This is a genomic window from Arenibacter amylolyticus (genome assembly GCF_002150785.1).
Lineage (GTDB): Bacteria > Bacteroidota > Bacteroidia > Flavobacteriales > Flavobacteriaceae > Arenibacter > Arenibacter amylolyticus.
The window spans coordinates 284,284-308,495 of the sequence record NZ_MTAZ01000004.1 but is presented as its reverse complement, the minus strand read 5'-3'; the positions used below and the strand labels follow the sequence as shown (position 1 = coordinate 308,495).

Here is a 24,212-nt window from a genome sequence, read left to right as displayed (position 1 = left end):
GCAGCCTTCATACTCCCAACGCTAGGCTTAACAATACCCAACTTTTCTGGCTGGGTTTTTGCTGATTTAAAGGGCTAGCAGGGCATCCCTAAACTTGTCTGCATATTTTTTAATTACCTCCTTATCAAAATAAGCTTCTTCCTCAATTCTCCCGATTACAGGCACTTTAGTTTTTTTGATGATTAACTCCTCCGTGTAGGCATCTTCATCGCCGCTAAATAACACAGCCACATCATAACCCTTTGTTTGCAACCACTGAATGGTTAGCAAGGAATGGTTAATGCTTCCCAAATAATGCCTGGAGACCACAATTACTTTATAAGTAGGCATAATGATGTCTAGGATGGTATCGGAATCGTTCAAGGGCACTAGCAACCCACCGGCCCCCTCAATTACCAGGGAGCGCTTCGTAAGGGGTTCTACAATCTTATTAGGATCTATATGCACTCCTTCCAAATCGGCCGCTGCATGCGGACTCATGGGTTCTTTTAGAGCATAACTGTTTTTATGGATTACGGTTTTGGAGTTAGATATCAATTTGGCAACGGTATCATTATCCCTATCCTCCCCGGTTTGTACCGGCTTCCAATAGTCTGCCTCCAATGCTTCTACCAGTATGGCAGCGGCTAGGGTCTTGCCCACGCCAGTAGATATTCCGGTAACAAAAAATTGCTTCATTTTATTGTGGTTTGGTTATGATTTCACAATTTAAACATTTATACTTTCTTTTTTCGAAAAATGGGAAAAGTTTATAGAATAGGCCTTCCCGCTTAAAATAGGCTTCCATTCGCTGAGCCTTGCAATTGGGACAGCTCCTTAGGTTACCATGATCGTCCCTAGCATAGGCCCGTATTTCATTGTAAATATCGGTAGCTCTCTCCTTGTCCGTAAAATACACCTGAAGCTTTACCCCGCCAATCGCATTGCTAATCATGGGATCGGAATTTAGGGTATTTTCATCCCGCAAAAACACAGGTATCCCCTCCCATTCCAACCTTCCTTTCAGGATATGGACATCGGCCACATACTCAAAAGTAGCAAGGGTATAAAATTCTGGATGTTTTATTACTCCCATTTTAAAACAATTTAAGCAAGGTATTTAATAGGTCACTTATTTCTTCGCTGGCATTGGCACCGTGTAAATAACATTGGAGTCGCTCCTTCCCACCCCCATTCTTCAATCCTTGTAATCTAGCTGCCATATGAGCAAGGTTGTTATGTTTAAAAAGGCATTCTTCCTTTTCCTCTCCAAAAATTTAGTCTACAAATTTTGGGGAAGCTCCACCATATATCTAATGTAATATTTCCTGTTTAAATAGTATATTCGCAACTAGAGGCATGGAATAAGGGCCTCCTTTATAGCTCTAAAATTAAGCATTTCCTTATGAAAAATATTGCATTGGCTGTGTGGGCCCTAATTTTATCCGTACAACTGCAAGCGCAGGCCATTGAGTACCAACTATCCTTTGAAAATGCAGTGCACCACGAAGCTGCTATTGAAGCCTCCTTTACCCACCTGGATGCCGGAACTTTTTCCGTGCGCATGGGCCGGTCCTCCCCCGGACGCTACGCCATTCACGAATTTGCCAAAAACGTGTATAATTTTCAGGCTACCGATGGTACAGGAAAAGAATTAAAAGTACACAGACCCAACCCATATCAATGGGATATTACAGGCCATAACGGAGAAGTAAACATTAACTATACCCTGTATGCGGACAGAGGGGATGGTACCTACTCCCAAGTAGATGAAACACACGCGCATTTAAACATACCAGCTACGTTCATCTATTCCCCGGCATTGCCCGATAGGGAAATATTGGTAGACATAGTGCTGCGCGAAGACCTTAATTGGAAGGTAGCTACCCAATTGGAAAAACTCTCGGAAACCAAATTCAAGGCGCCCAATTTTCAGTATTTTATGGATAGTCCTATAGAAGTTAGTGACTTTTCCCTTCGTCAATTTGAGGTGGTCCAAAATGGCAAAAGTCAGACTATAGAGTTTGTGCTGCACCACCAGGGTACGGAAGCGGAATTAGACACCTATTTTGAGAAAGTTAAAAAAGTAGTGCTAGCACAAAAAGATATTTTTGGAGAGCTACCTAACTTCGATTTTGGCAGGTATACCTTTTTGGCCTGCTATCTTCCCAATGCCTCCGGAGATGGAATGGAACATCGCAACTCTACCATTCTTACCAGTAGCCTAGGCTTGGCACAAGGCGGTATGAGGAGAAATATTGGGACGGTTTCCCATGAGTTTTTCCATATCTGGAACGTAGAACGGATTCGCCCACAATCTTTAGAGCCTTTTAATTACGCCGAAGCCAATATGAGCGGAGAGCTATGGTTTGCAGAGGGCTTTACCAGTTACTACACCAACTTAACACTGTGTAGGGCCGGAATTATTACCCCCCAAGAATACATAGAGGGGCTTAGCGGGACCTTCAACTACGTTTGGAACTCCCCAGGCCGCCAATTTTTCAACCCCATAGAAATGAGTTACCAGGCACCCTTTGTAGATGCCGCCACTTCTGTAGATCCCGTTAATAGGGATAATACCTTTATCTCCTATTATTCCTATGGCAGCATGCTGGGATTGGCCTTAGACCTATCCCTTAGGGAACACAACCTAAACCTGGACGATTACATGAAATTGGTCTGGGAAACCTATGGCAAAGAGGAGATCCCCTATACTGTAGACGACCTACATAAAACCTTGGTACAGTACGCCGGGAAGGAGTTTGGGGATCATTTCTTTGATTTCTACATCCATAGAAGTGAAATGCCCAACTTTGGCGCCTTGTTTCAGCCAGTTGGTGTTGTGGTGAAGCAAGCTACGGACCAACCCTATTTTGGGGCTAGGGTAAGCATAGATCAATTGGGTGAGGGCATCGTGCAACGCAATACCCAAATTGGGAGTCCCGCATACGAAGCCGGACTAGAAAGGGGCGATGTAATTAGTACCATTAACAATACCCCCCTAGCAGCAGATAGGAATTTTGGGGATATTATTTCCCAATACAAGGTTGGAGATACCCTGCAAGTGGCTTTTACCCGATACGGTATTCCAAAAACAACACAGGTAATTCTGACGGGAAATCCGGCTTATACTATCCAATTGATAGAAAAGGAAGGCGATAAACCCAGTAAGAAGGTATTGAAAAATAGAATGGCCTGGCTAAAAAGGGAATAATATGGGCATTATCACCACTACTTGCACTACGGACCACGAACTACGTCAGATTTTGCAACTTCAGCAAAAGAACAGACCAGGTATATTAAGTTCGGAAGAATTGGCACAAGAGGGGTTTGTGACGGTATCCCATACGTTTGAATTATTGAAAAAAATGAACTTGGTCCACCCCCATATTATTGCCAAAGATGGGAATTTGGTGGTGGGCTATGCCCTTTGCATGCATCCAAGTTTTAGCACGGCCATAGAGATATTAAAACCCATGTTTGCCCAGATTAACCGCTTGGTGCCCCAGCCGGAATCCTATATGATAATGGGTCAAATATGTATTGACAAGGCATACCGCAAGAGAGGAATTTTCCGAAGTCTTTACAGTAGGATGAAAGAGAAGGTACAACCCCAGTTTAAAGGCATCATTACAGAAGTAGCCACTACAAATCCTAGATCCCTACAGGCCCATTACGCCGTAGGCTTCACCGATATTACTACCTACGTATCCGAAGGAACCGAATGGAAATTAATCCTACTGGTATAACCCACCAATACATGGATTGGTAGATTTCGCCAGTTAAAACACCCAGCTACCCTCCATTGCTTACCCAAAAAAATATAGGTCGAACCCATTTTTTTCACTATATTTATTTGAGCTTCCCTTGCAGGCTCCCTGCCGTGAAATCCTGGAGACACTCTTTGTACCCCATCTGGATTAGGCAAGACCTAAGTCTCTAATTGACAATTTGATGTAACCCAAGAAAAACGACCAACTCATATAAGTGAGTACAGAGGCCATAAAAATAGCGCGAATTACCCAAGAAGTTGTTTCCGATAAGGAAGGGAGTCACTTTTGTTTTTGCTGGATACAAAACGGGGTAACTTCCATTGAAATAGATGCCAGGAGCTACCAAAACGTCTCCAACTCCATTTTCCTACTAAATCCCCGTCACTCTTGGAAAATTCATAAACAGCACGATGGGAACTCTTCCGGATACCTGCTATATCTACCAAAGGAGGTCTTAGACCATCCCCTTATCAGCAAATTACACATTTCCGAAGTTCAACTTTTTGCCGCTGAGGAAATCCCCAAAATAAATTTGGCCCCCGGGATTGAAAAAAGGATAGAAGTCATCCTGGAAATGATAGACGAGCTCATAGGTTCGCATCTAAACCATAAAGAAGATGCCTTATTATCCCTATTACACACCTTCTTTGTATACTGTGACGGACAGTGCAATATAAAATCCATTATGGCAGAAAACAATGCCAAAAAAGCACTCGTCTACCAGTTTAAACGCTTGGTAAACCAAAAGTTTTCTGAATTTCACGAAGTGGCAGATTATGCCCAATCCCTAAACGTGTCCAATAAATACCTTAACCAATGTGTAAAGGAAGTCCTTGGAGTAAACGCCAAAAAAGTGATTACGGAACAACGGATCATGAGATCGAGACACGAGCTAAAATTCTCCGATAAATCTATCAAGGAAATATGCTTCTCCCTAGGATTCTCCTCCCCAGATTATTTCAGTTATTTCTTTAAAAAGCATACCGGCTTATGCCCTTCGGCCTTAAGACAGGCCTAGATGCAAAAATTCTAAAGGAATACTGCGTTTTTCACAATTTTACAGGAACCCTATTTCGTAACTTACAGTAAAACAATATTATGGACAGAAAATCATTTATTCAGCGTTCCGCATTTGGGGCAGCATTGGTCTTTGTACCCGCAACATTACAATCCAAAGAAAGGGCTTGCTTAGAAAAAACAGCCGTTAATAACAAGCCTAAAATAGTGACAGATGCCGATGGTGAGGTCCTGAACGTTATTGGCGACATCCAGACCCACAAATTGCTCGGGAAAGACACTGGAAACCAAATTGTAGAATGGGCAAATAATGTTCCGCCTGGCGTAGGGATTCCTCCCCACGTACATACCAAAGAAGATGAAATTTTTAGAGTGGTGAAAGGGCAGGTAGAAATAATGGTAGATGGCGAAGTCACCATTTTAAATGAGGGAGATGTAGCTTTTGCCCCAAAAAACATTCCCCATTCCTGGACGGTTATAGGAACCGAAAATGCCAAAATGATCACCTCCGCTTTTCCTGCCGGTATTGAACATATGTTTGTGGAGCTCTCCAAACTTCCAGAAGGACCACCAGATTTTAATAAGGTAGCCGAAATATGCGGTAAACACGGAATTAGTTTTATCTAAAAGACCCTCACCAGAAGGGCGACTAAATGAAGGGGTTTACACCTACCTTTTAAAATTTCTTTTCCGTTACCAAAACCTACGATCTGGGAGTTGACCATCTAAAAGAGATTGTTATCTTTAAACCAACCAAAAAAAAGATAACAATGAAGAGAATCTACTCGCTTGTACTGGCTTTCAGTATTTTTACCATAGTTTCCTATGCGCAAGAGCGCAAAATTAGTTTGGATACTACGGTAATCACCAGTGGCCAGGTTACCATTAAAGGAACACCCGTAAAATACAAGGCCACTACCGGATTGCAACCGGTATGGAACGACAAGGGCGAGATAATTGCCGGCCTGCATTACACTTTTTATGAGCGTTCTGGTATTTCGGATACTTCCAAAAGACCCCTCGTTATATCCTTTAATGGAGGTCCGGGATCTGCTTCGGTCTGGATGCATATTGCCTACACCGGACCCAAAATCCTAGCCATTGACGATGAAGGCTACCCTTTACAACCCTACGGCATTAAGGACAATCCCCATTCTATTTTGGATGTTGCAGACATTGTTTATGTAAATCCTGTTAACACTGGCTATTCTAGGGCTATAAGCACTATGGATAAAGGGGAACAGGCCAAAAACTTTTTTGGAGTCCAACAAGATATCAGTTACTTAGCCAGTTGGATAGACACCTTTGTGACCCGGCAGAACCGATGGGCCTCTCCAAAATATTTAATTGGTGAAAGTTATGGTACTCCTAGGGTATCTGGACTTTCCCTAGAGTTGCAGAACAGACATTGGATGTACCTAAATGGGGTTATTTTAGTGTCTCCCACCGGCCTAGGCATAGAGCGCGGCACCGCAGTAGAGGCCGCCAACCTATTACCGTATTACGCTGCAACGGCATGGTACTTTAAAAAACTTCCATCAGACCTACAAAGCAAAGATCTTACGGAAATGCTTCCAGAGGTAGAGGAGTATACCGTTAACCAGTTAATTCCCGCTATGGCCAAAGGGGGCTTTTTACCCCAAACGGAAAAAAAGCAAATTGCCTCCCAAATCGCTAGATATACCGGATTGTCCGAAAAGGTGATCCTAGAGCATAACTTGAGAATTCCCAAAAGATTTTTCTGGAAAGAATTACTGCGAGACGAGGGCTTTACCATAGGTAGGCTAGACTCCAGGTACCTTGGTTTGGATAGAAGTGATGCAGGGGATCGGCCAGATTACTCTCCCGAGCTTACCAGCTGGTTGCATTCCTTTACCCCCGCCATTAACTACTATATGAAAAACCACTTAAAATTTGAAACGGATCTAAAGTATAATATGTTTGGGCCCGTACATCCCTGGGATAGAAGCAACAATACCACTGCCGAAGACCTGCGTAAGGCCATGGCACAAAATCCCTATTTAAAAGTATTGGTGCAAGCAGGCTATTATGATGGGGGCACGGACTACTTCAATTCCAAATACAACCTATGGCAAATGGACCCCAGTGGTAAACTTAAAGATCGAATGAGCTGGAAAGGATACCGCAGCGGCCACATGATGTATTTAAGAAGTGAAGACTTAGCCACCTCCAACGAGCATATCCGCGAGTTTATTAAAGAAGCTACCCCAAAAGAAGGACAACCCGCACAATACACTCGAAAAAAGTAGAAAAACAATGGTTTAAGAGGAAAGCTTTAGAGCAATCCTACCTAAAAATCTTACAAAAACCACCGAGATAAGAAAGTTTATCCAGGTGGTTTTTTATTACCCCTATGCTACAATACCAAGGATAGATCACCCATCATCCTTGGAAAGAGCATGTATATCGATTAAATTCAAAAACCCTGATAAACAACTGTTTAAATTTATTATATTCAAGGAAAATTATATAAACCGATCTGGCAACACCCAGAATGGAAACAAACTTAAAAGCCAAGTATTATGACAATCTTTATGGTTCTGACAGTTTTTACAGTAGTTTTTTGGTTATGGGCGTTGGTAGATATCTTTCAATCAAACTTTAAAAATCTCACAATTAAACGGTTGTGGTTTCTCTTAATATTTCTCCTCCCTATTTTAGGTGCCATCATTTACTTTCTCTTCGGGAAAATACAAATTGAAAACATTAAAGAATTGTAATCTCTAGGTTCTCTTTTACCAGATTGAGCAAGTAATAAGATGCCTTTTATGGATAGTAGACCGCCAACACCTAAGCTTTACGTTTAGAAAATTGCGGATGAAAATCCGTTCTGTAAATATCCATTCCCTTCTCGGTCGCCTTTTAAATAAATCAGAATTATCTGATAATTATCTATTTAAGTACTACAAATATCCAAGGCAGTTCAACGAAGAAATTAGGAATTTAAGTTAATTTTAATTTTGTTTAAGGTTAAAGGACTACGTTTTGTTCAGATTAACCGCACCTTTTTTGCTTCTTGCATCGTTTAGCTTTTCCCAGAGCATCAATTTTGACCAATTGGAAAAGGAAAAATGGCTACGCTATAATGGCGGGATATCTGCAAATGGTGTTTATTATGACGGTACTGCCAATAGACAGGACCTTACCTATTACCTTACTGGTAATCTCAATTTTAATGTAGCCGGACTTTACACAATTCCATTGTCATTTACCTACTCCAATCAAAATTTTGATTTTCCCAATCCGTTTAAATTTAATCGATTAAGCCTGCACCCTTCCTACAAATGGGCTACCGCGCATATTGGTGATGTAAGCATGAACTTCTCCCCCTACACCCTAAGCGGTCATCAATTTACAGGCGGGGGATTTGAACTGAATCCGGGAGGGAGATTCCAAATAGCTGCCATGTACGGACGGTTTTTAAAGGCTACGGAGTACAATGCCGAGGAACCCAAGGCCCTAACAGCCTACAAGCGTATAGGATACGGAGTAAAGGCTGCGTACGATTTCGAGTTTATGAAACTGGGACTCATCCTTTTTAAGGCCAATGACGCTATAGCATCCCTAGAAAATCCCTTCCCAATGGAATTGGGACTGACCCCAAAAGACAATGCCGTACTCTCTTTCGAATCCGAATTTCGCTTGTTAGACAAAGCCAAATTCAATATAGAATATGCCATTTCCGGTGTTACCGAAGACACCCGCCTCCCAGATGCCCCAGCATCCAAGGGCATCCTCTCCTTTCTACTTAAGGAGAACATCAGCACCAATTACTACCATGCGCTAAACGCTTCCTTTACGTACCCTGCAGGAAACGGAACCTTGGGAGTGGGCTATGAAAGGATAGATCCCCAATACAAAACATTGGGCGCCTATTACTTTAATAACGACCTGGAGAATATTACAGTCAACGCTAGTCAGACACTGTTTAACGATAGGGTAAACCTCAGTGTAAACGCCGGCTTGCAACAGGATAATTTGGACAATGCTAAGACTTCGGATCAACAACGTATTGTAAGTGCCATCAACATCAATTATACTGCTTCGGAACGACTAGGTATCAATGGCGCTTATTCTAACTTTCAGTCCTACACCAATATTAAGGATCAGTTTGATTACATCAATCAAGTAGGGGAATTTGACAATATTGACACCTTAAACTACCGCCAAATCTCCCAAAACGCCAATCTTGGTTTTAACTATATCGTAAAAAAAACGGAGGATAAGCAACATAGCGCCAACCTAAACATGGTCTATCAGAACGCTACCAACCAACAAGAAGGTGAGCCCATCGAGGGTGGAAACAATGCCTTCTACAACGGCTCTGCGGCCTATACCCTGGGATATTTAAAAAGAGCTATGACGCTTACCTTGGCAGCAAACACTTCGTACAACACCCTAGGAGCTACAGACAATAGCCTAACCTTTGGTCCAACGATAGCTGTTGGAAAACACTTTTTTGACAAGAAACTTCGCACCAATCTATCTACTTCCTACAACACCTCCTTTGCCAATGGGGAACAACAAAACAAAATTTATAATATTAGGTTGGGCAGCAATTATGCCCTACTAAAAAAGCATAACCTCAGCCTTCAATTCATGGCGCTTTTCAGAAATACGGAGGTGAAAAATTCCCGTGACATTACCATCACCTTTGGGTATAGCTATTCGTTTGATAATTTTAAAATGGATTTTCATCCTGGAAACAGAAGGCCCACTAGTGGCGCCCTTAACAAGGAAGTTACCCTTACTTTCCGCTATAGAAATGTCTCTTATAGTGGTAGCATTCCCGAAATTAACAGGCAGTTGACCCTTGTTTTTCAAAGTCCGCAATTTGCCAACACCCCTACCTACAAAAAGGAGGAGCTACGGATGTTACTGAATTTGGTGAAAGAAGAACGAAAAGCAGGACCCTATAAGGAAAAGGCCTTGGTGTTTTTAAAGGAATTATACGATTATGCCGATTTTGAAGCCCTGTTCAGCACCTCCCTCTTTAATGTGATATCGGGAATTAAGTTAGATATGCGAAGAATTGATTTTAAACTAGAGAAACTATTTGTAGAGACCAAGGTAAAGCGCGATGAGCACCCACTAACCAAGACACCAGTCAATCCAATACCTACGGAAACAGATAGAGCGCAATACATCCAATTATTGGCCGATCACGAAGAACGAAGCAGGAAGTTATTTGGCCATCGATGGATGGAGAAAGAATTTGCCCAATACCATTCTATAGAGGTTGTTAGAAATCCTTATGGACATTTAAAAGATTTTATGGACCATATTACTACCAAGGCCTACCGACTCTACGAGGAGAGTAGGGACTTAGAGGAGTTGGAGTACTACTTGGAAAATCAAATCATTGATTACTACTATAAGAAATCCATAGGCACGGTAAATCCCGATGCCTTTGAACTGAGGTATATCAACAAGAACTAAACCTGCTTTTTACAACGCTAAGTGCAGAGCGGAATACATATTAATAGACAGTAGGAGGGCTAGCCAAGTATGCCAAGGCTTCTGTAAACCCCTCCCCACTTGACAACCACCATAATTATGGGTAACTTCATTTGTTTATATATCCTATTACAAATGAAATACAGTTTAGCAATCCTATTCTTATTTAGCATACTCTCTTCTACAGCACAGTATCTTGCAGAAAAGGCAATCCCCCTTGATGGAGAAACCAGCTTGGACAAACTAATCCTGGCCGCTGCCACCAAGGAATTGGTACTATTGGGAGAGGCCAGTCATGGTACCCACGAATATTACCTATGGCGCGATAAGATAAGTCGTAGGTTGATTGCTGAACATAATTTTAATTTTATTGCGGTGGAGGGCGATTTCGCAAGCTTATATCAACTCAATAAATACGTGAAAAATTTGGATGGCGCTGCCAGCTCGGCCAAGGAGGTGCTATTACAACTCAATAGATGGCCTACTTGGATGTGGGCCAATGAAGAGGTGGTGGCACTGGCAGAATGGCTTAGGGATTACAACGATCAATTACCCCCTGATAAAAAAATAGGCTTTTATGGCATGGATGTGTACGATGAATGGAATTCTAAAAAGGAGGTTTTAGACCTACTCAAAGCAACCAATAAAGCCGCATACAAATATGTGAAAGATCAATACCATTGTTTTGCACCCCACAAAGGGGATAGTTGGAGGTATGCCCATGCAGTGGGGGCCGGCAAAGAGGCCTGCGCCAAGGCTACCAAAAACGTAGTGGATTATCTAAAAAAGAATCGCGACAACTTCCCTGAGCTTTCCAAGGATACGTATTTTTATCTACTACAGAATGCCATGGTAGTACACAATGCCGAGGAATTTTATCGGGAAAGTGTGGTAACCAAAGGAAATGCTGCTTGGAATTCCAGGGTACATCACATGCATGGTACCCTAAATGAACTGCGGGAGCTGTATGGGGAAGATTCCAAAGGTATTGTTTGGGCTCATAACACCCATATTGGAGATGCCGCATACACCAACATGCGCCATACCGGTGAAAAGAACATCGGTCTCCTCACAAGACAGGATTTTGGGGAAGACAAGGTATTCCTAATAGGATTCACCACCTACGAAGGTACAGTGATGGCAGGCTCCAGTTGGGGCTCTGCCATGCAGGAGATGACCATTCCACCAGCAATTCCCAACAGTATAGAACATAGACTGAATACTATTGGTTTAGATAAGCTTTATATTATTTTTGACGAGGAAGACCGCAAGAAAGGTAATTTAAAAGTTAAGGGAAATAGAGCAGTAGGTGTAGTCTATAATCCAAAAGGAGATGCAAGACAATTTGTACCTACCATAGTCCCCATGCGCTATGATGCCCTATTCTTTTTTAAGGAAACCACCGCAGTGCGTGCATTAAAATGAGCTAAGGGTTGCAGTAAGCACTTTATCAAACCAATTTCATTGTCTTGAGGCTCAAAAATTTCGTATCTTACCAATAAGCTAGCCCAATTTTTTTCCTCTCCCCCAATGCTGTAGGCATATTAATCCATCATTTTATCCATCATAAAATGCCTCACAATGAAAACAGTTCTTCCATTATTTATGTTGCTTTTAGGGATTACTACCCAGGCCCAAGAAAAACTACCTATCTTAGATATGCACCTTCATGCATTACCTGCTTCGTTAAACGGTCCGCCACCAACCGCCATTTGCCCTTCCCCTAAAGAAATGCCGGTTCACGATCCCAGTTCGCCATGGGCAGACGCATTTAACCACTACTTAACCAAGCCCGATTGTGACCATCCCATTTGGGGACCTATCACCGATGAGGAAGTAATGGACAAAACCTTACAAATTCTAGAGAAACACAACATCTACGGTCTTACCAGTGGATCTTTGATTGATGACTATAAAACATCTGGTGGCGACCGAATTTTACCAGGACTTCACTTTAATTTTTTTATGCCCAACTTTACCCCTGAAAAGGTTAAGACCCTTTTGTCTTCCGGGAAATACCTCGTATTTGGCGAGGTTGCCATTCAATACAACGGGGTATCCCCTAGCGATTCCATATTTGAACCCTATGCCAAAATTGCGGAGAAACTGGATATTCCCATAGGGATACATGTGGGAACCGGGCCTCCCGGTGCAGCCTACTTGCCTGGGGTGGGTAACTACAGAGCTAAACTTCACAGTCCGCTAGTGGTAGAAGAGCTTCTTATGCGCCATCCAAAACTACGAATATACCTAATGCATGCTGGCTACCCTATGATAGACGACCTCCTAGCCGTTCTATGGACCCATCCACAGGTTTATGTAGATGTGGGGGTAATCTGCTATGCAATCCCCAGAAAAGCCTTCCACGAGTACCTAAGACGGATATTTGAAGCCGGCTTTGGAAAGCGGGTAATGTTTGGCTCAGATCAGATGAATTGGCCAGAGACTATTGAAGTGGGCATAGAAGCTATTCATACAGCAGAATTTTTAAGTGAGAAGGAAAAGCGAAATATCCTATACAACAATGCAGCAAGATTTCTACGACTAAGCGAAGAGACCATTGCGAAGCATCATGGGAGGGACTAGCCCCCTACAAAAAAAATACAAACCGATTATATTTTACTATTCACTTCTCCCAATTAAACACAAAAAAAAGCCATGCAATTATGCATGGCTTTTTATGATTTGATTATTGGGATTATATTAATCTGCCAATATAATCACCTTATTATTCTTCATTTCTACTGTACCACTGGTAATATGCAAAACGGTATCACCGTTGGCATCCTGTGTAAATTTGTTTTCATGGGCCTTATCAACAACTACTTTACCCTGAATCTTTACCTTCCCCGCATCAAGTAGGGAAATAATAGGTGCGTGATTGTTCAACATTTGAAACTCACCTTTTACACCCGGAACAGTTACCGCAGTAACTTCACCAGTAAATAACGTAGCCTCTGGGGACACAATTTCTAGATACATATTTTATTTTTATAGTATTGAGTATTGAGTATTGAGTTGTTTGCCAACCGCCACTGCCTACTGTCCACTAGTTTACGCCTCAGCAAGCATTTTCTCCCCTGCTTCTATAGCTTCTTCAATAGTTCCTTTAAGGTTAAAGGCAGATTCTGGTAGGTGATCTAATTCACCGTCCATAATCATATTAAATCCTTTAATGGTCTCCTTAATGTCTACCAAAACTCCTGGGATACCAGTAAATTGCTCCGCTACGTGGAAAGGCTGAGACAAGAAACGCTGTACACGTCTAGCTCTACCTACTGCCAATTTATCTTCTTCGGATAATTCCTCCATTCCTAAAATGGCGATAATATCCTGTAGTTCTTTATATCGTTGCAACAACTCTTTTACCCTTTGGGCACAAGCGTAGTGATCATTTCCTAAAATATCCGCTGTAAGAATCCTAGAAGTAGACTCCAATGGATCTACCGCAGGATAAATTCCTAGCTCGGCAATTTTACGGGACAATACGGTAGTAGCATCCAAGTGGGCAAAGGTAGTTGCCGGCGCCGGATCCGTTAAGTCATCCGCAGGTACGTAAACCGCCTGTACGGATGTAATAGATCCTCTTTTTGTAGAAGTAATACGCTCTTGCATAGCTCCCATTTCCGTGGCCAATGTTGGCTGGTATCCTACCGCCGATGGCATACGACCCAATAGTGCCGATACCTCGGAACCTGCTTGGGTAAAACGGAAAATATTATCTACGAAGAAAAGAACATCTTTACCTTGACCCTCGCCAGCTCCATCACGGAAGTATTCTGCAATGGTCAATCCGGAAAGCGCAACACGTGCACGTGCTCCAGGAGGCTCATTCATCTGTCCAAAGACAAAAGTTGCTTTGGATTCTTTCATTGCTTCCTTATCTACTTTAGACAAATCCCATCCGCCTTCTTCCATAGACTTCAGAAAATCGTCACCATATCTTATAATTCCAGATTCCAACATCTCACGAAGCAAGTCGTTTCCTTCACGGGTACGCTCACCTACACCTGCAAATACGGAAAGACCACCGTGTCCTTTTGCAATATTGTTAATCAATTCCTGAATCAATACTGTTTTACCAACACCAGCTCCTCCAAAAAGACCAATCTTACCTCCTTTTGCATAAGGCTCAATAAGGTCTATTACTTTAATACCGGTAAACAATACCTCGGTAGAAGTAGACAGGTCCTCAAAGGCTGGTGCATCCCTATGTATAGGAAGACCATCCTTCCCAGCTTTAGGCAATTCTCCAAGACCATCTATCGCATCTCCAATTACATTGAAAAGACGACCGTACACCTCATCACCAATAGGCATTTGTATTGCACTACCTGTTGCGGTTACCTCAAGTCCCCTTTTTAATCCGTCGGTGGAATCCATAGAAATTGTCCGTACGGTATTTTCACCAACATGGGATTGCACTTCCAATACTAATTTTGATCCATCTTCATTTTGGATTTCCAAAGAATCATATATTTTTGGAAGGTCTGCTCCAGATTGAAATTCTACATCCACAACCGGGCCAATGATTTGGGAAACTTTACCTGTAACTTTAGACATTACTTATGTATTTAATGTTGAGTATTATTAATTCGAAAAACATTTGGCACCTGTTAATTCTACCATCTCATTTTTCGCGCTGCAAAGATATATTTTTTTAATTAAACAAAGAAGTGGTATCAAGACGTTTTTTGGATATAAAAAAACACCTCCATAAAGAAGGTGTTTAAAATCGGTTTTTTTATCTAAACTATTGGAGTGTTGGACTATAGTTTGTTGGATACTGTCCAACATCGGCCTTAACACCCGCTTCAATAAAGTTTGACCCGTATTTGGCGTCAATGGCTGCTAAAAATTTATTGGCCATCACTGCATAACCCCTAGAGGTTAAGTGAATACCGTCTAACCCTACTAATCCACCACGCACTAGGGCAGTGGTCAAAATAAAGTCGCCATCGGATATCCCTACCGTACTCGCCTTTTGTAGTATCGACTTAAAATCTACCAAAGCCAAACCTTTAGCGTCTGCAACGGACTGGATGGTAGCATTATAAGCATCCGTCGCTGCTTTTATTTCATTTTGTTCGCTGGGAAGCAACACCCATTTATCTGCCAATGGCAAGGTAATCCCTTCTATGGAAAACTGACCCGCCAATTGCTGTGAAAGCCCTGCACCCATTAAAGCGGCCACAGAACTGGTATTCACGGTTCCTATTACAGAACTGCTGGGCAGTACCAATAAATCTTCTTCCGTTGCCTGCCTTGTTTGTCCATAGGCCTGCCCCAATAATTGGGCTACCATTGGTGCGGCTTCCTCTGGAAGACCAAACTGCCCAATAAATGCGGGGAAGGTTGGACTAGCATTTAAAGCGCCTTCCAACTGAGCGGAAACATCCGCCAAAGTCTCATCCCTTATCACTACCGCACTTGCTGCAGTTTCAGAAAAGACCACCTTTCGGTTGGGCTGCCCCAAGCCGTCATATATTTGGTTGAGCGCCCCAAAGATTGAATTCAATAAGGGTATTTGAGGACCAAAGTCTGGGTTACTGGGATCTAAAGGTTTATGGGGAACCGTAGTAAAATGTGGCAAGGAGGTAATATAAGGTAAATTGGCCACCACCCCTTTTGCTCCGTTAGCAGTAAGCCCATCCACCAATGCCGTATAGGAAGCCTCAAAAACTGCCGAAGGGGTAATAGGGCTATAATTACTTGCATCTGGGTTGCTCTCCCCACCAGATAGGGCGTACCCTAAAACATCTTGCCCACCAATTTCTGAAAGGCTAAAGAACGTAGGGCTCTGTGCCATTGCCATTTCCAACACGGAAGCGTTGGGTGTAGTTCCGGTCATCCTGATAAAGTAAGGATTCGCCGCTGCGGGAAAATTGGCAAGGTTACCATAGCCCGGAGCCAATAAATGGAAACTCTTTGCCCCTGGTACTCCTAAATTATTAAAAGGCCCAGAAGGATTGTTGATGGCGATGTCCGTAGTTACGGTAACCGGCCCTATAAGAGATTCAAGAGCAACAGGCCCAGCTCCTCCAAAGACAAGCCTTGGCTCGGTAATTCTAGTTCCGCCAACGGCCAATCCGCCAAAATTATCGTTCATCAAAGGCTGGGTAAAGCTTCCCCCTCCTCCTTGGGCAAATTGTTCCGATAGAATTTTTGGAAACGACTTTTCTTGCGATGCCTTAAATAGGGCATTATCCGAAAATCCTGCGGTAAAACTAGCTCCTACCGCTACGTAGTTGGATAAATTAAGGTCCGCCACGTTTAATTCTGGGGTAGCTTCAATGACCACCTCATTACTATCGTCATTATTACAGGCCGTGAAACCTATAAGCACCGCGGACAGCATTACGTATTTTATATTTCTCATGGTAGCTTTCATAGTTTTATTAGTTATTAATTGTCCAGGATAGATAGTACATAGAACCTATATTTCCGGTACCAATAGCCGTAAAATACTCATCTCCCAAAACATTGGACGCTCCTAACTTAAAAGTAGATTTTATACTTGGAACACTATAGTTGATCTGTGCATCCACGCTATGGTAAGAAGGAATCTGACCATCGCCAAAAGTTGCCTGCCAATAATAGGTATCGCTCCATCTCCAAGCTACGTTAAATCCAAAATTCTTTAAAAGGTCTGTATTCCCAAAATTAGCCTTCACCTTATGTTCTGGCGTATTAAAATTGGTTCTAAAATCTGGGAATGCATTCTGGTCAAAATCTTGTTGGGTGTAGGTATAGCTACCACCTAAATCAAAATTCCCCAGCACTTTAGTGTTAAGTCCTATAGACCCTCCATAAGAATTAACATTTGCCTTAGAATTGGTATAGGTCTGATAGGTTTGAAAATCCCCATTGGCCAAGGCTGCAACGGAGAGTCCGCCATCACCCACTTCCCCGTAAAACGGAGACACAACCAGCTCCCCGGAAATAAAGTCCTTATAGGAGTTATAATACACACTCATATCTATTTCCAACTTCTTGATCTTTCCTCTATACCCTAGCTCGGCAGAAGTTACACGCTCTGGCTTTACTAGACTAGAGTTCCCAATTTCCAATACGGATGGGTCTTCAGTTGCTGCAAATTCTTGTACCGAAGCTGCCAAATAAGAATTGTTGTAGGCCGCCCCTCCAGTTTGCTCCACGGTGGCCGGTTGCCCCATAAGCTGCCCTGATGCACTCACATCATAGGATCTGGAGTATCTGTCCAAGTTAGCAGGTGCTGATCCTACTAACACCGCTCTTCCAGCATTTAACCCAATAAATAGGTCTTGCGTTGTTGGATTTCTAAATCCAGTCTGCACAGAAGCCCGTATATTATGATTTCGCTTAATGGTAAAACCTGCAGAAAGACGAGGGGATACAAAGCCATCGAAGAACTCTGACTTGTCATAACGGGCAGAACCAGTCAGTTTCATCTCTACATAGTCACTAAGATCTACCTGCTTTTGCAACTGGGTATATATACCAAATTCCGAATATTGGATACTACCATCATAATCCGTATATATGGTTCCAAAAGAATTAAGGTCGTACTTTCTGTAGGAGCCCCCTACCTGCACATCTACCGCATCCCATAGATGGGAAAAGTTGTAATTGGCATCTGCATGGTAATATTTGGAAGCATCCTTAAACTGCGAACCTTTGGTGAAGTCCGGATCATTAATCACCTTTTCAAAGGCTGCTTGAAATTCTGGTGTCCCTGGAATTAACCTTCCTGTATCTGCCTGAGCCCTTGCTGCTGCATGTGCCTGCTCATCCGTAGCGCCACTCAAGGTAGCACCCGCATAGGTATTAATGTACTCCCTAAACCATTGCTGATTGGATTTCCACAGATTATTAATATTAAGTCCGGTAAACACCATATCGTAAGAATCCCCAGCCTTATCCGAAACCACATAACCTCTCAGGAAAAAGTTATCGTTTTTCATTTCAAACTTATGCTGCTGCATGGTGAAATTATCAATATTATACCTGTTGGTCCCCTGATAAATAGTAGTTCCTTTGCCTATTTTACCCACATAGGAAATTTCAAAATCGCTAGCCCAGGGTCTATAATAAAGCCCCCAGTCGGCCTTTACACTTTCGGCATTATAATCTGTTAGGTGCCTTTCTTCATACCCAGTCCTACTCACCACCACGTCCGGGATGATTCCCAGACCACCGGAAGCGGCGCGAATATTTGTGGAAGCCTCGTCCCCATATACATTATAGCCGTCGTAATCTATACTGGCCCTGGTAGCACCTGTTCCCGGCTTGCCATCATAATTGTTGGCCGCCCAGTCTGTACCTTTTAAAGAGGAGAAATTTACCTTACCAGCAAACTTATCGCTAAATTTAAGCGCCGCCCTCATACCAAAATCGGTATAAGCATTATCTCCGGATGCCACCTGCGAGGTAATCCCTCTTTTGGCATAGGCACTGATTCCAGAGTAATCAAAAGGATTTTTACTCCTCATGAATAAAATCCCGTTAAAGGCATTTGCCCCATAAAGCGCAGAGGCAGCTCCAGGAAGCAATTCCACGCTTTGCACGTCTGTTTCCCCCATCCCCACCAAGTTTCCAAGCGGGAAGTTAAGGGCCGGAGTGGAATTGTCCATCCCATCTACCAATTGCATAAAACGGGTATTGGCAAAGGTGGCAAAGCCTCTTGTATTGATAGACTTAAAGGTAAGACTGTTAGTATTAATGTCTACGCCTTTCAAATTTTCCAATCCATCATAGAAATCGGCCGATGCGGTATTTTTTATTTCTTTCAAACCAAAACGCTCCACGGTTACTGGAGACTCAAAAATACGTTCCGGGGTCCTGGAGGCAGAAATTACCACCTCGTCCAAACGGGTTTGCTCCTCACTTAATACAATGGTGAGATTTTGATCACTTTGAGTGATATTTACCGTCGTGGGCATATACCCAATACTGGTTATCTTTAAGGTAAAGGGGGGTGCCTCACTGGTATTTAAGCTGAATACTCCATCAAAATCGGTCACCGTTCCGATAGCCTTTCCCTCAATGACCAAGTTGGCTCCTGGAATGGGTGCGTTATCCTGGTCTACCACAGTTCCACTTAGGGAAGTTTGGGAAGAGGCGAGTACTCCAAACATTAAAAAGAATAATAGAAGGGTAGTTCTCATAAAAATGTCAAGTTTAGTTAGGATTATTTTACATTACTATGCATTAAGCCAATATACATATATTTTCATTTTAACTGTAATAAACATCCTTAAATTATGCATGCATAGTATTTAAATGGCAAAAATCACCCTGTTTAAATTCCCATACCACAAAAAAACCCCTAAAACAAAAAGACATTCACAATAACCGGCCTCCCAAGACCATTACCATGAATGTCCAACCCACTTTATCCCTATCTACGATTTATTCTACCGTGACAGATTTCGCCAAATTTCGCGGCTGATCTACATTACACCCGCGCATTACAGCAATGTGATAAGACAGTAATTGCAAGGGGATGGTTGTTAGCAGAGGGGTAAGATTCTCCAATGTTTCTGGGACCTCAATCACATGGTCTGCCAATTCCCGGACCTGTACATCACCCTGGGTTACCACGGCAATAATTTTACCTTTTCGGGATTTTATTTCTTGAATATTACTCACAATTTTCTCATAATGCCCTTTGCTGGTCGCTATTACCACCACTGGCATATGCTCATCTATTAAGGCTATAGGCCCGTGCTTCATTTCCGCAGCAGGATACCCTTCTGCATGGATATAGCTAATTTCTTTAAGTTTTAAAGCCCCTTCCAGTGCCACAGGGAAATTATAGCCCCTTCCTAGATACAGACAATTAGTAGAATCCTTGTACACATTAGAGATAATCTCTACCAAAGGGTTGGTGAGCAAAGCCTCCTCTACCTTGGCGGGTATCTGCTCCAATTCCGTTAAATACTCGTGAAAACGGCTTCGATCAAAAACTCCCTTTGCCTGGGCCAATTTTAAGGCCATTAAGGTTAAAACGGTTATTTGGGTAGTAAAGGCTTTAGTAGAAGCCACACCAATTTCCGGTCCGGCATGGGTGTAGGCACCGGCATCGGTTTCCCTAGCAATGGAAGAACCTACCACATTACAAACCCCAAATACAAATGCACCTTTTTCCTTAGCTAATTTTATAGCCGCCAAGGTATCTGCAGTTTCCCCAGATTGGGAAATAGCGATTAGTACATCCTTATCTGTTACTACTGGATTTCGGTACCTAAATTCAGAGGCGTACTCCACCTCCACCGGTATTCTTGCTAAATCTTCAAAAATATATTCGGCAACCAAACCAGCATGCCACGAGGTTCCACAGGCTACAATAATAATTCTATTGGCATTTAAGAATTTCTCAAGGTTTTGATCTATTCCCGCCATTCTTATTATTCCCTCCTTGGCTAGCAGTCTCCCCCTATAAGTATCCAATATAGCTCTGGGCTGCTCATAGATTTCCTTCAGCATAAAATGATCAAAACCTCCTTTTTCTATCTCCTCTAGGTTTAATTGTAATTCTTGGATAGAAGGGTAAGCAATGGAATCGTCCTTAATCTTTCGCAGTTTTATTTCCTTACCCAAGCGGATAATAGCCATTTCCTCGTCTTCCAAATAAATGGCATTATTGGTAAACTCTATAAAAGGAGATGCATCCGAAGCCACAAAAAATTCGTTTTCCCCTACCCCAATGGCCAACGGACTTCCCAATTTAGCCACTACAATCTCATCTGGCTTCTGCCTGTCAATTACCGCAATGGCATAGGCGCCTACCACCTGGTTCAACGCTATTTGGACCGCTTTACCCAGCTTTACGTTTTCTTTTAATTTTACTTCTTCAATAAGATTTACCAACACCTCGGTATCTGTTTCCGAGGAAAAAGTATACCCCCTATTGACTAGCTCCTTTTTAATAGCATCGTAATTCTCTATGATTCCATTGTGGATAATAACCAAGTCCCCTGAGTTGGAATAATGGGGGTGAGAATTCTTATCGTTGGGAGCACCATGGGTAGCCCATCTGGTATGCCCAATTCCCAAGCTCCCCTTTAAGGACATGGATGCCTGGGCTTTTTTCTTAAGATCATCTACCTTTCCTTTGGTTTTAGAAAGATTGATGTTTTCTCCATCAAAAAGGGCAATGCCCGCACTGTCATAACCCCTATATTCTAATCGTTGAAGTCCTTTTATTATAATTGGATAGGCATCCCTATACCCTATATATCCCACAATTCCACACATATGTTCTCGGTTTAGTTAGTTAAACAAAAAAAGGTTTACTGTAACAAATGTAGTTGCTTGTTACAATAAACCTTTGGATTTTTAGATAATTAACTAAAAAAATACTGTGAGTGGTACTTTTTTTGCCCTAGTTGGCCTTGGTATAAAAGATTTCGAGTTGTAGTTTCCTGTTCTCCTGGCCACTAGGTACATTTCCACTTCCCATCAATACCGTTCCAAACGGATTTACGATGGACATTAAAGGCATTTTCACCTCAGAATCATCGGCTAACAAAGCCTTTCTGGTAGTGGTTAACCTAATATCGGAGGTAACCGACAAGTTAAGGGTGGCGTTGGCAGAATCCCTAACAATAATGTCATTTATTAAGTTGGTAATCCTAATCTTATAACGATCTCCCTTACCATTTTCCTTGTAGAGCTTACCGTCAAAGTTGGTAATATTCCCAAGTGATAAATCTTCCTGGGTCTCCAAGAATGGATTGTATACAGAGCTACCATTTTCCTTATAGAGATATAGAATGGAAGGCTCTATAGCTTCTGGAGCAGCATCTAGGGTGGTCCTATCCACATAAAACACCAGGTTTGCCTCGTTAATTATCCAGTTTTCATTCTTTATCTGGTTAATAATCTCTGCGCCATCGTCTTCACCAAAAAGTTTAATCTGAGCATAACTTCCAGCCCCTCCTTTAATGTATAATTTAGAGGCGTTTTCGCCAGTATCCATCGCATTGGCAATGTGATCTGGATAGGCAGCGTTGTTAAAAGTATTTACAGCATTCCCAACAATACTCCCGGTTTCAACATCCCTTCTTATCAGCGAAAGCACATAGTCTTTCTCCACCTTTTTCACGGTGTCGTCAGAGGCACTGGTAACGCTATCGTACTCATAAGTAATAGTGATATTACCTTTAGTAAGATCTAACAACAATAATATATCATCGGGTATAGACATATGGATCCCTCTGAAGAACTCTACAAAGTTAGCCTGACTAAATAATTCTGGACTACCTTCCTTATCTAGGATATTAGCCTGGAAAAATGCCTTGTCTAATGGCACCTTTATCCCAGGAGGGGTTCTTACAGGCTCCTCTTCAGATTCGTCTACCCCTTCCGTAGCTGGGTCGTCCTCCTTAAAAACCAAGGAATCCTCATCAGATATTGCTACCTCCCCATCAAACAATACATCGGAAACAAAATTAGGCGAAAATTGCTGAGTAGAATAATAAGGTTGGGCTTCCTGAAAATTACTATTAGGATCCAAATCCCTTAAGAAATAGGTAGACCGCTCCACTTTTAAATTAAAGGGTACCTCCCTATTTCCAAAAATACTATCTAAATCAAAAACCCTAGGCTGCCTATTGGGGGGAGTCCCATCGGTAAGACTATCCTTGGCTTCTTCCCCTTTCTGATCTGCACGAGGATTAACTAGGTAAGGAATATATAAATACACCTCTTTTACCGTTTCATTCTCATTGATGGTAAGACTACTACCATCGGAATCAGCATTGGCTTCAACGCTGGCAGCGTATTTCCCAAAAACTGGATTAACGGAGGAAAGTTGTACTTGAGTAGTAATTCTCGCCTCCGTTGCTCCGTAAATGGGGTCGTTAAAATTTCCAATCTGATAAACTGGAATTCTATTAGATCTAACGGCCTTTACTTTTTTGTTATAGGCAAAAACGTCGTAAACTGCTTTATTCGCAGTAAACGGTTCGTTACCCACAACCCCACTACCAAGGGTGGTTATATCCTCTTCACACGATATAAATGTAGCTGCGAGCAGCATACCCACTACCGCTGACAAGGTTAATCCTTTCCTTAAGTTCATGCAGATTATTTTAATACTTCGGTGTTATAAAAGTTCATGTAAGCTTCCTCAAACTCATGCAATGCAACATAGGGCAAAACAGGTTTATCAAGGCCGGATATGTGATCTTCCAGCTCTTTTGGAAGCTCATTGGCCGCTAATATAACGGCATCGGAATTATTCACCGCAACTTTTAACAAATTATTATATGTGGGATCTTTAAGGTCTTTTATACTCTCTTCATCAACACCATCAAAGGCAATCTTCTTCACCAAATCAGCATCCAATGCGCCCTCAAATCCTTCGCCGTAAACGGACATAACTATCTTACTTTCACCAAACAAAGGCTCATCGGCATAAAACTTCTTTAGATATAAAGGCAACAAAGAAGCCATCCATCCGTGCACGTGAATAATATCTGGGGACCAGTTTAACTTCTTAACCGTTTCCACCACTCCTTTCGCAAAGAAAATAGCCCTTTCGTCATTATCCGGGAAGGCATTTCCATCCTCATCCGTAAAGGTGGCTTTTCTTTTAAAGTACTCATCATTATCTATGAAATAGACCTGAATCCTTTCTCTTGGTATAGAAGCAACTTTTATGATCAGTGGCATATCCATGTCATTGATCACCAAGTTCATCCCCGACAATCTAATTACCTCATGTAGTTGATGTCTTCGCTCATTAATGTTTCCGAACCTGGGCATAAATATCCTTATCTGGCCACCATTACTGTTGACCATCCTAGGTGTTTCATAGGACATTTGGGAAACTTCGTTCTCTGGTAGATAGGGGGCTAATTCAGAAGATACAAACAATATCTTTTTACCATTCATACAATCAATATTTTATTTCTAGTGCAAACGCAGCTGCAAAATTACAAAAATTATGCAGATTAGCAGTATTTATAGTAAGTTTGC

Annotated in this window: 19 protein-coding genes; 9 read left to right on the top strand and 10 right to left on the bottom strand. The window is 42.1% G+C overall.

Annotated elements, in window-relative coordinates; genetic code table 11:
* Window positions 1–66: 66 nt before the first annotated feature.
* The 3 genes from bioD to BV214_RS17045 are packed head-to-tail and all read right to left on the bottom strand — an operon-like array spanning window position 67 to window position 1,202.
* A complete protein-coding gene (gene bioD / locus BV214_RS02035) occupies window positions 67–678 on the bottom strand; it encodes a dethiobiotin synthase (RefSeq protein WP_086475796.1) in 612 nt (203 codons plus the stop codon).
* Between the two features lies 1 nt (window position 679).
* Entirely contained in the window at window positions 680–1,075 is a 396-nt protein-coding gene (locus tag BV214_RS02030; RefSeq protein WP_086475795.1) for a putative signal transducing protein, read from the bottom strand.
* Between the two features lies 1 nt (window position 1,076).
* The gene (locus BV214_RS17045; protein ID WP_262483060.1) at window positions 1,077–1,202 is read right to left on the bottom strand and encodes a hypothetical protein; all 126 of its coding nucleotides are present in this window, start codon (window positions 1,200–1,202) and stop codon (window positions 1,077–1,079) included.
* Window positions 1,203–1,384: 182 nt separating this feature from the next.
* On the opposite strand from BV214_RS17045, the gene BV214_RS02025 reads away from it, so the two are divergent.
* The 9 genes from BV214_RS02025 (at window position 1,385) to BV214_RS01985 (ending at window position 12,833) form a co-directional block, all read left to right on the top strand.
* Entirely contained in the window at window positions 1,385–3,193 is a 1,809-nt protein-coding gene (locus tag BV214_RS02025) for a M61 family metallopeptidase (RefSeq protein ID WP_086475794.1), read from the top strand.
* 1 nt (window position 3,194) lies between these two features.
* Window positions 3,195–3,728, top strand: a complete 534-nt coding sequence (locus BV214_RS02020) for a GNAT family N-acetyltransferase (RefSeq protein WP_086475793.1) — start codon at window positions 3,195–3,197, stop codon at window positions 3,726–3,728.
* A gap of 238 nt (window positions 3,729–3,966) precedes the next feature.
* Window positions 3,967–4,770, top strand: a complete 804-nt coding sequence (locus tag BV214_RS02015; RefSeq protein WP_086475792.1) for an AraC family transcriptional regulator — start codon at window positions 3,967–3,969, stop codon at window positions 4,768–4,770.
* A gap of 80 nt (window positions 4,771–4,850) precedes the next feature.
* Window positions 4,851–5,396 carry a cupin domain-containing protein gene (locus BV214_RS02010; RefSeq protein WP_086475791.1) on the top strand — a complete coding sequence of 182 codons (546 nt, stop codon included), beginning with the start codon at window positions 4,851–4,853 and terminating at the stop codon, window positions 5,394–5,396.
* 143 nt (window positions 5,397–5,539) lie between these two features.
* Window positions 5,540–7,039, top strand: coding sequence for a S10 family peptidase (locus BV214_RS02005; protein ID WP_086475790.1), 1,500 nt, complete (start codon window positions 5,540–5,542; stop codon window positions 7,037–7,039).
* A 273-nt stretch (window positions 7,040–7,312) separates the two neighbouring features.
* Window positions 7,313–7,510, top strand: a complete 198-nt coding sequence (locus BV214_RS17180) for a PLDc N-terminal domain-containing protein (RefSeq protein ID WP_086475789.1) — start codon at window positions 7,313–7,315, stop codon at window positions 7,508–7,510.
* Window positions 7,511–7,775: 265 nt separating this feature from the next.
* On the top strand, window positions 7,776–10,229 hold the full coding sequence (locus BV214_RS01995; protein ID WP_086475788.1) for a TonB-dependent receptor: 2,454 nt from the start codon (window positions 7,776–7,778) through the stop codon (window positions 10,227–10,229).
* A 153-nt stretch (window positions 10,230–10,382) separates the two neighbouring features.
* Entirely contained in the window at window positions 10,383–11,672 is a 1,290-nt protein-coding gene (locus tag BV214_RS01990) for an erythromycin esterase family protein (RefSeq protein WP_176328436.1), read from the top strand.
* Between the two features lie 156 nt (window positions 11,673–11,828).
* Entirely contained in the window at window positions 11,829–12,833 is a 1,005-nt protein-coding gene (locus BV214_RS01985) for an amidohydrolase family protein (protein ID WP_086475786.1), read from the top strand.
* 117 nt (window positions 12,834–12,950) lie between these two features.
* Here the strand turns inward: BV214_RS01985 and BV214_RS01980 are convergent, their stop codons facing one another.
* From BV214_RS01980 to BV214_RS01950, 7 genes are all read right to left on the bottom strand, one after another.
* Window positions 12,951–13,229 (bottom strand): FoF1 ATP synthase subunit delta/epsilon, encoded by a 279-nt coding sequence (locus BV214_RS01980; protein WP_086475785.1) that lies wholly within the window; start codon window positions 13,227–13,229, stop codon window positions 12,951–12,953.
* 72 nt (window positions 13,230–13,301) lie between these two features.
* Window positions 13,302–14,810 carry a F0F1 ATP synthase subunit beta gene (gene atpD / locus BV214_RS01975; RefSeq protein WP_086475784.1) on the bottom strand — a complete coding sequence of 503 codons (1,509 nt, stop codon included), beginning with the start codon at window positions 14,808–14,810 and terminating at the stop codon, window positions 13,302–13,304.
* Window positions 14,811–15,000: 190 nt separating this feature from the next.
* On the bottom strand, window positions 15,001–16,626 hold the full coding sequence (locus tag BV214_RS01970; RefSeq protein ID WP_086476017.1) for an SGNH/GDSL hydrolase family protein: 1,626 nt from the start codon (window positions 16,624–16,626) through the stop codon (window positions 15,001–15,003).
* Window positions 16,627–16,645: 19 nt separating this feature from the next.
* Window positions 16,646–19,393: a TonB-dependent receptor gene (locus BV214_RS01965; protein ID WP_086475783.1), complete on the bottom strand. Its 2,748-nt coding sequence runs from the start codon at window positions 19,391–19,393 to the stop codon at window positions 16,646–16,648.
* Between the two features lie 244 nt (window positions 19,394–19,637).
* Window positions 19,638–21,485: a glutamine--fructose-6-phosphate transaminase (isomerizing) gene (gene glmS, locus BV214_RS01960; RefSeq protein ID WP_086475782.1), complete on the bottom strand. Its 1,848-nt coding sequence runs from the start codon at window positions 21,483–21,485 to the stop codon at window positions 19,638–19,640.
* Between the two features lie 127 nt (window positions 21,486–21,612).
* Window positions 21,613–23,313: a DUF4270 domain-containing protein gene (locus tag BV214_RS01955; protein ID WP_086475781.1), complete on the bottom strand. Its 1,701-nt coding sequence runs from the start codon at window positions 23,311–23,313 to the stop codon at window positions 21,613–21,615.
* Between the two features lie 5 nt (window positions 23,314–23,318).
* Entirely contained in the window at window positions 23,319–24,128 is an 810-nt protein-coding gene (locus tag BV214_RS01950) for a glycogen/starch synthase (protein WP_086475780.1), read from the bottom strand.
* Between the last annotated feature and the right edge of the window lie 84 nt (window positions 24,129–24,212).

What these genes read in the sequence shown, in the direction of transcription:
- bioD (WP_086475796.1), bottom strand. Translation starts at nt 678, where the DNA reads ATGAAGCAATTTTTTGTTACCGGAATATCTACTGGCGTGGGCAAGACC.
- BV214_RS02030 (WP_086475795.1), bottom strand. Translation starts at nt 1,075, where the DNA reads ATGGGAGTAATAAAACATCCAGAATTTTATACCCTTGCTACTTTTGAG.
- BV214_RS17045 (WP_262483060.1), bottom strand. Translation starts at nt 1,202, where the DNA reads ATGGCAGCTAGATTACAAGGATTGAAGAATGGGGGTGGGAAGGAGCGA.
- BV214_RS02025 (WP_086475794.1), top strand. Translation starts at nt 1,385, where the DNA reads ATGAAAAATATTGCATTGGCTGTGTGGGCCCTAATTTTATCCGTACAA.
- BV214_RS02020 (WP_086475793.1), top strand. Translation starts at nt 3,195, where the DNA reads ATGGGCATTATCACCACTACTTGCACTACGGACCACGAACTACGTCAG.
- BV214_RS02010 (WP_086475791.1), top strand. Translation starts at nt 4,851, where the DNA reads ATGGACAGAAAATCATTTATTCAGCGTTCCGCATTTGGGGCAGCATTG.
- BV214_RS02005 (WP_086475790.1), top strand. Translation starts at nt 5,540, where the DNA reads ATGAAGAGAATCTACTCGCTTGTACTGGCTTTCAGTATTTTTACCATA.
- BV214_RS17180 (WP_086475789.1), top strand. Translation starts at nt 7,313, where the DNA reads ATGACAATCTTTATGGTTCTGACAGTTTTTACAGTAGTTTTTTGGTTA.
- BV214_RS01990 (WP_176328436.1), top strand. Translation starts at nt 10,383, where the DNA reads ATGAAATACAGTTTAGCAATCCTATTCTTATTTAGCATACTCTCTTCT.
- BV214_RS01985 (WP_086475786.1), top strand. Translation starts at nt 11,829, where the DNA reads ATGAAAACAGTTCTTCCATTATTTATGTTGCTTTTAGGGATTACTACC.
- BV214_RS01980 (WP_086475785.1), bottom strand. Translation starts at nt 13,229, where the DNA reads ATGTATCTAGAAATTGTGTCCCCAGAGGCTACGTTATTTACTGGTGAA.
- atpD (WP_086475784.1), bottom strand. Translation starts at nt 14,810, where the DNA reads ATGTCTAAAGTTACAGGTAAAGTTTCCCAAATCATTGGCCCGGTTGTG.
- BV214_RS01970 (WP_086476017.1), bottom strand. Translation starts at nt 16,626, where the DNA reads ATGAGAAATATAAAATACGTAATGCTGTCCGCGGTGCTTATAGGTTTC.
- BV214_RS01965 (WP_086475783.1), bottom strand. Translation starts at nt 19,393, where the DNA reads ATGAGAACTACCCTTCTATTATTCTTTTTAATGTTTGGAGTACTCGCC.
- glmS (WP_086475782.1), bottom strand. Translation starts at nt 21,485, where the DNA reads ATGTGTGGAATTGTGGGATATATAGGGTATAGGGATGCCTATCCAATT.
- BV214_RS01955 (WP_086475781.1), bottom strand. Translation starts at nt 23,313, where the DNA reads ATGAACTTAAGGAAAGGATTAACCTTGTCAGCGGTAGTGGGTATGCTG.
- BV214_RS01950 (WP_086475780.1), bottom strand. Translation starts at nt 24,128, where the DNA reads ATGAATGGTAAAAAGATATTGTTTGTATCTTCTGAATTAGCCCCCTAT.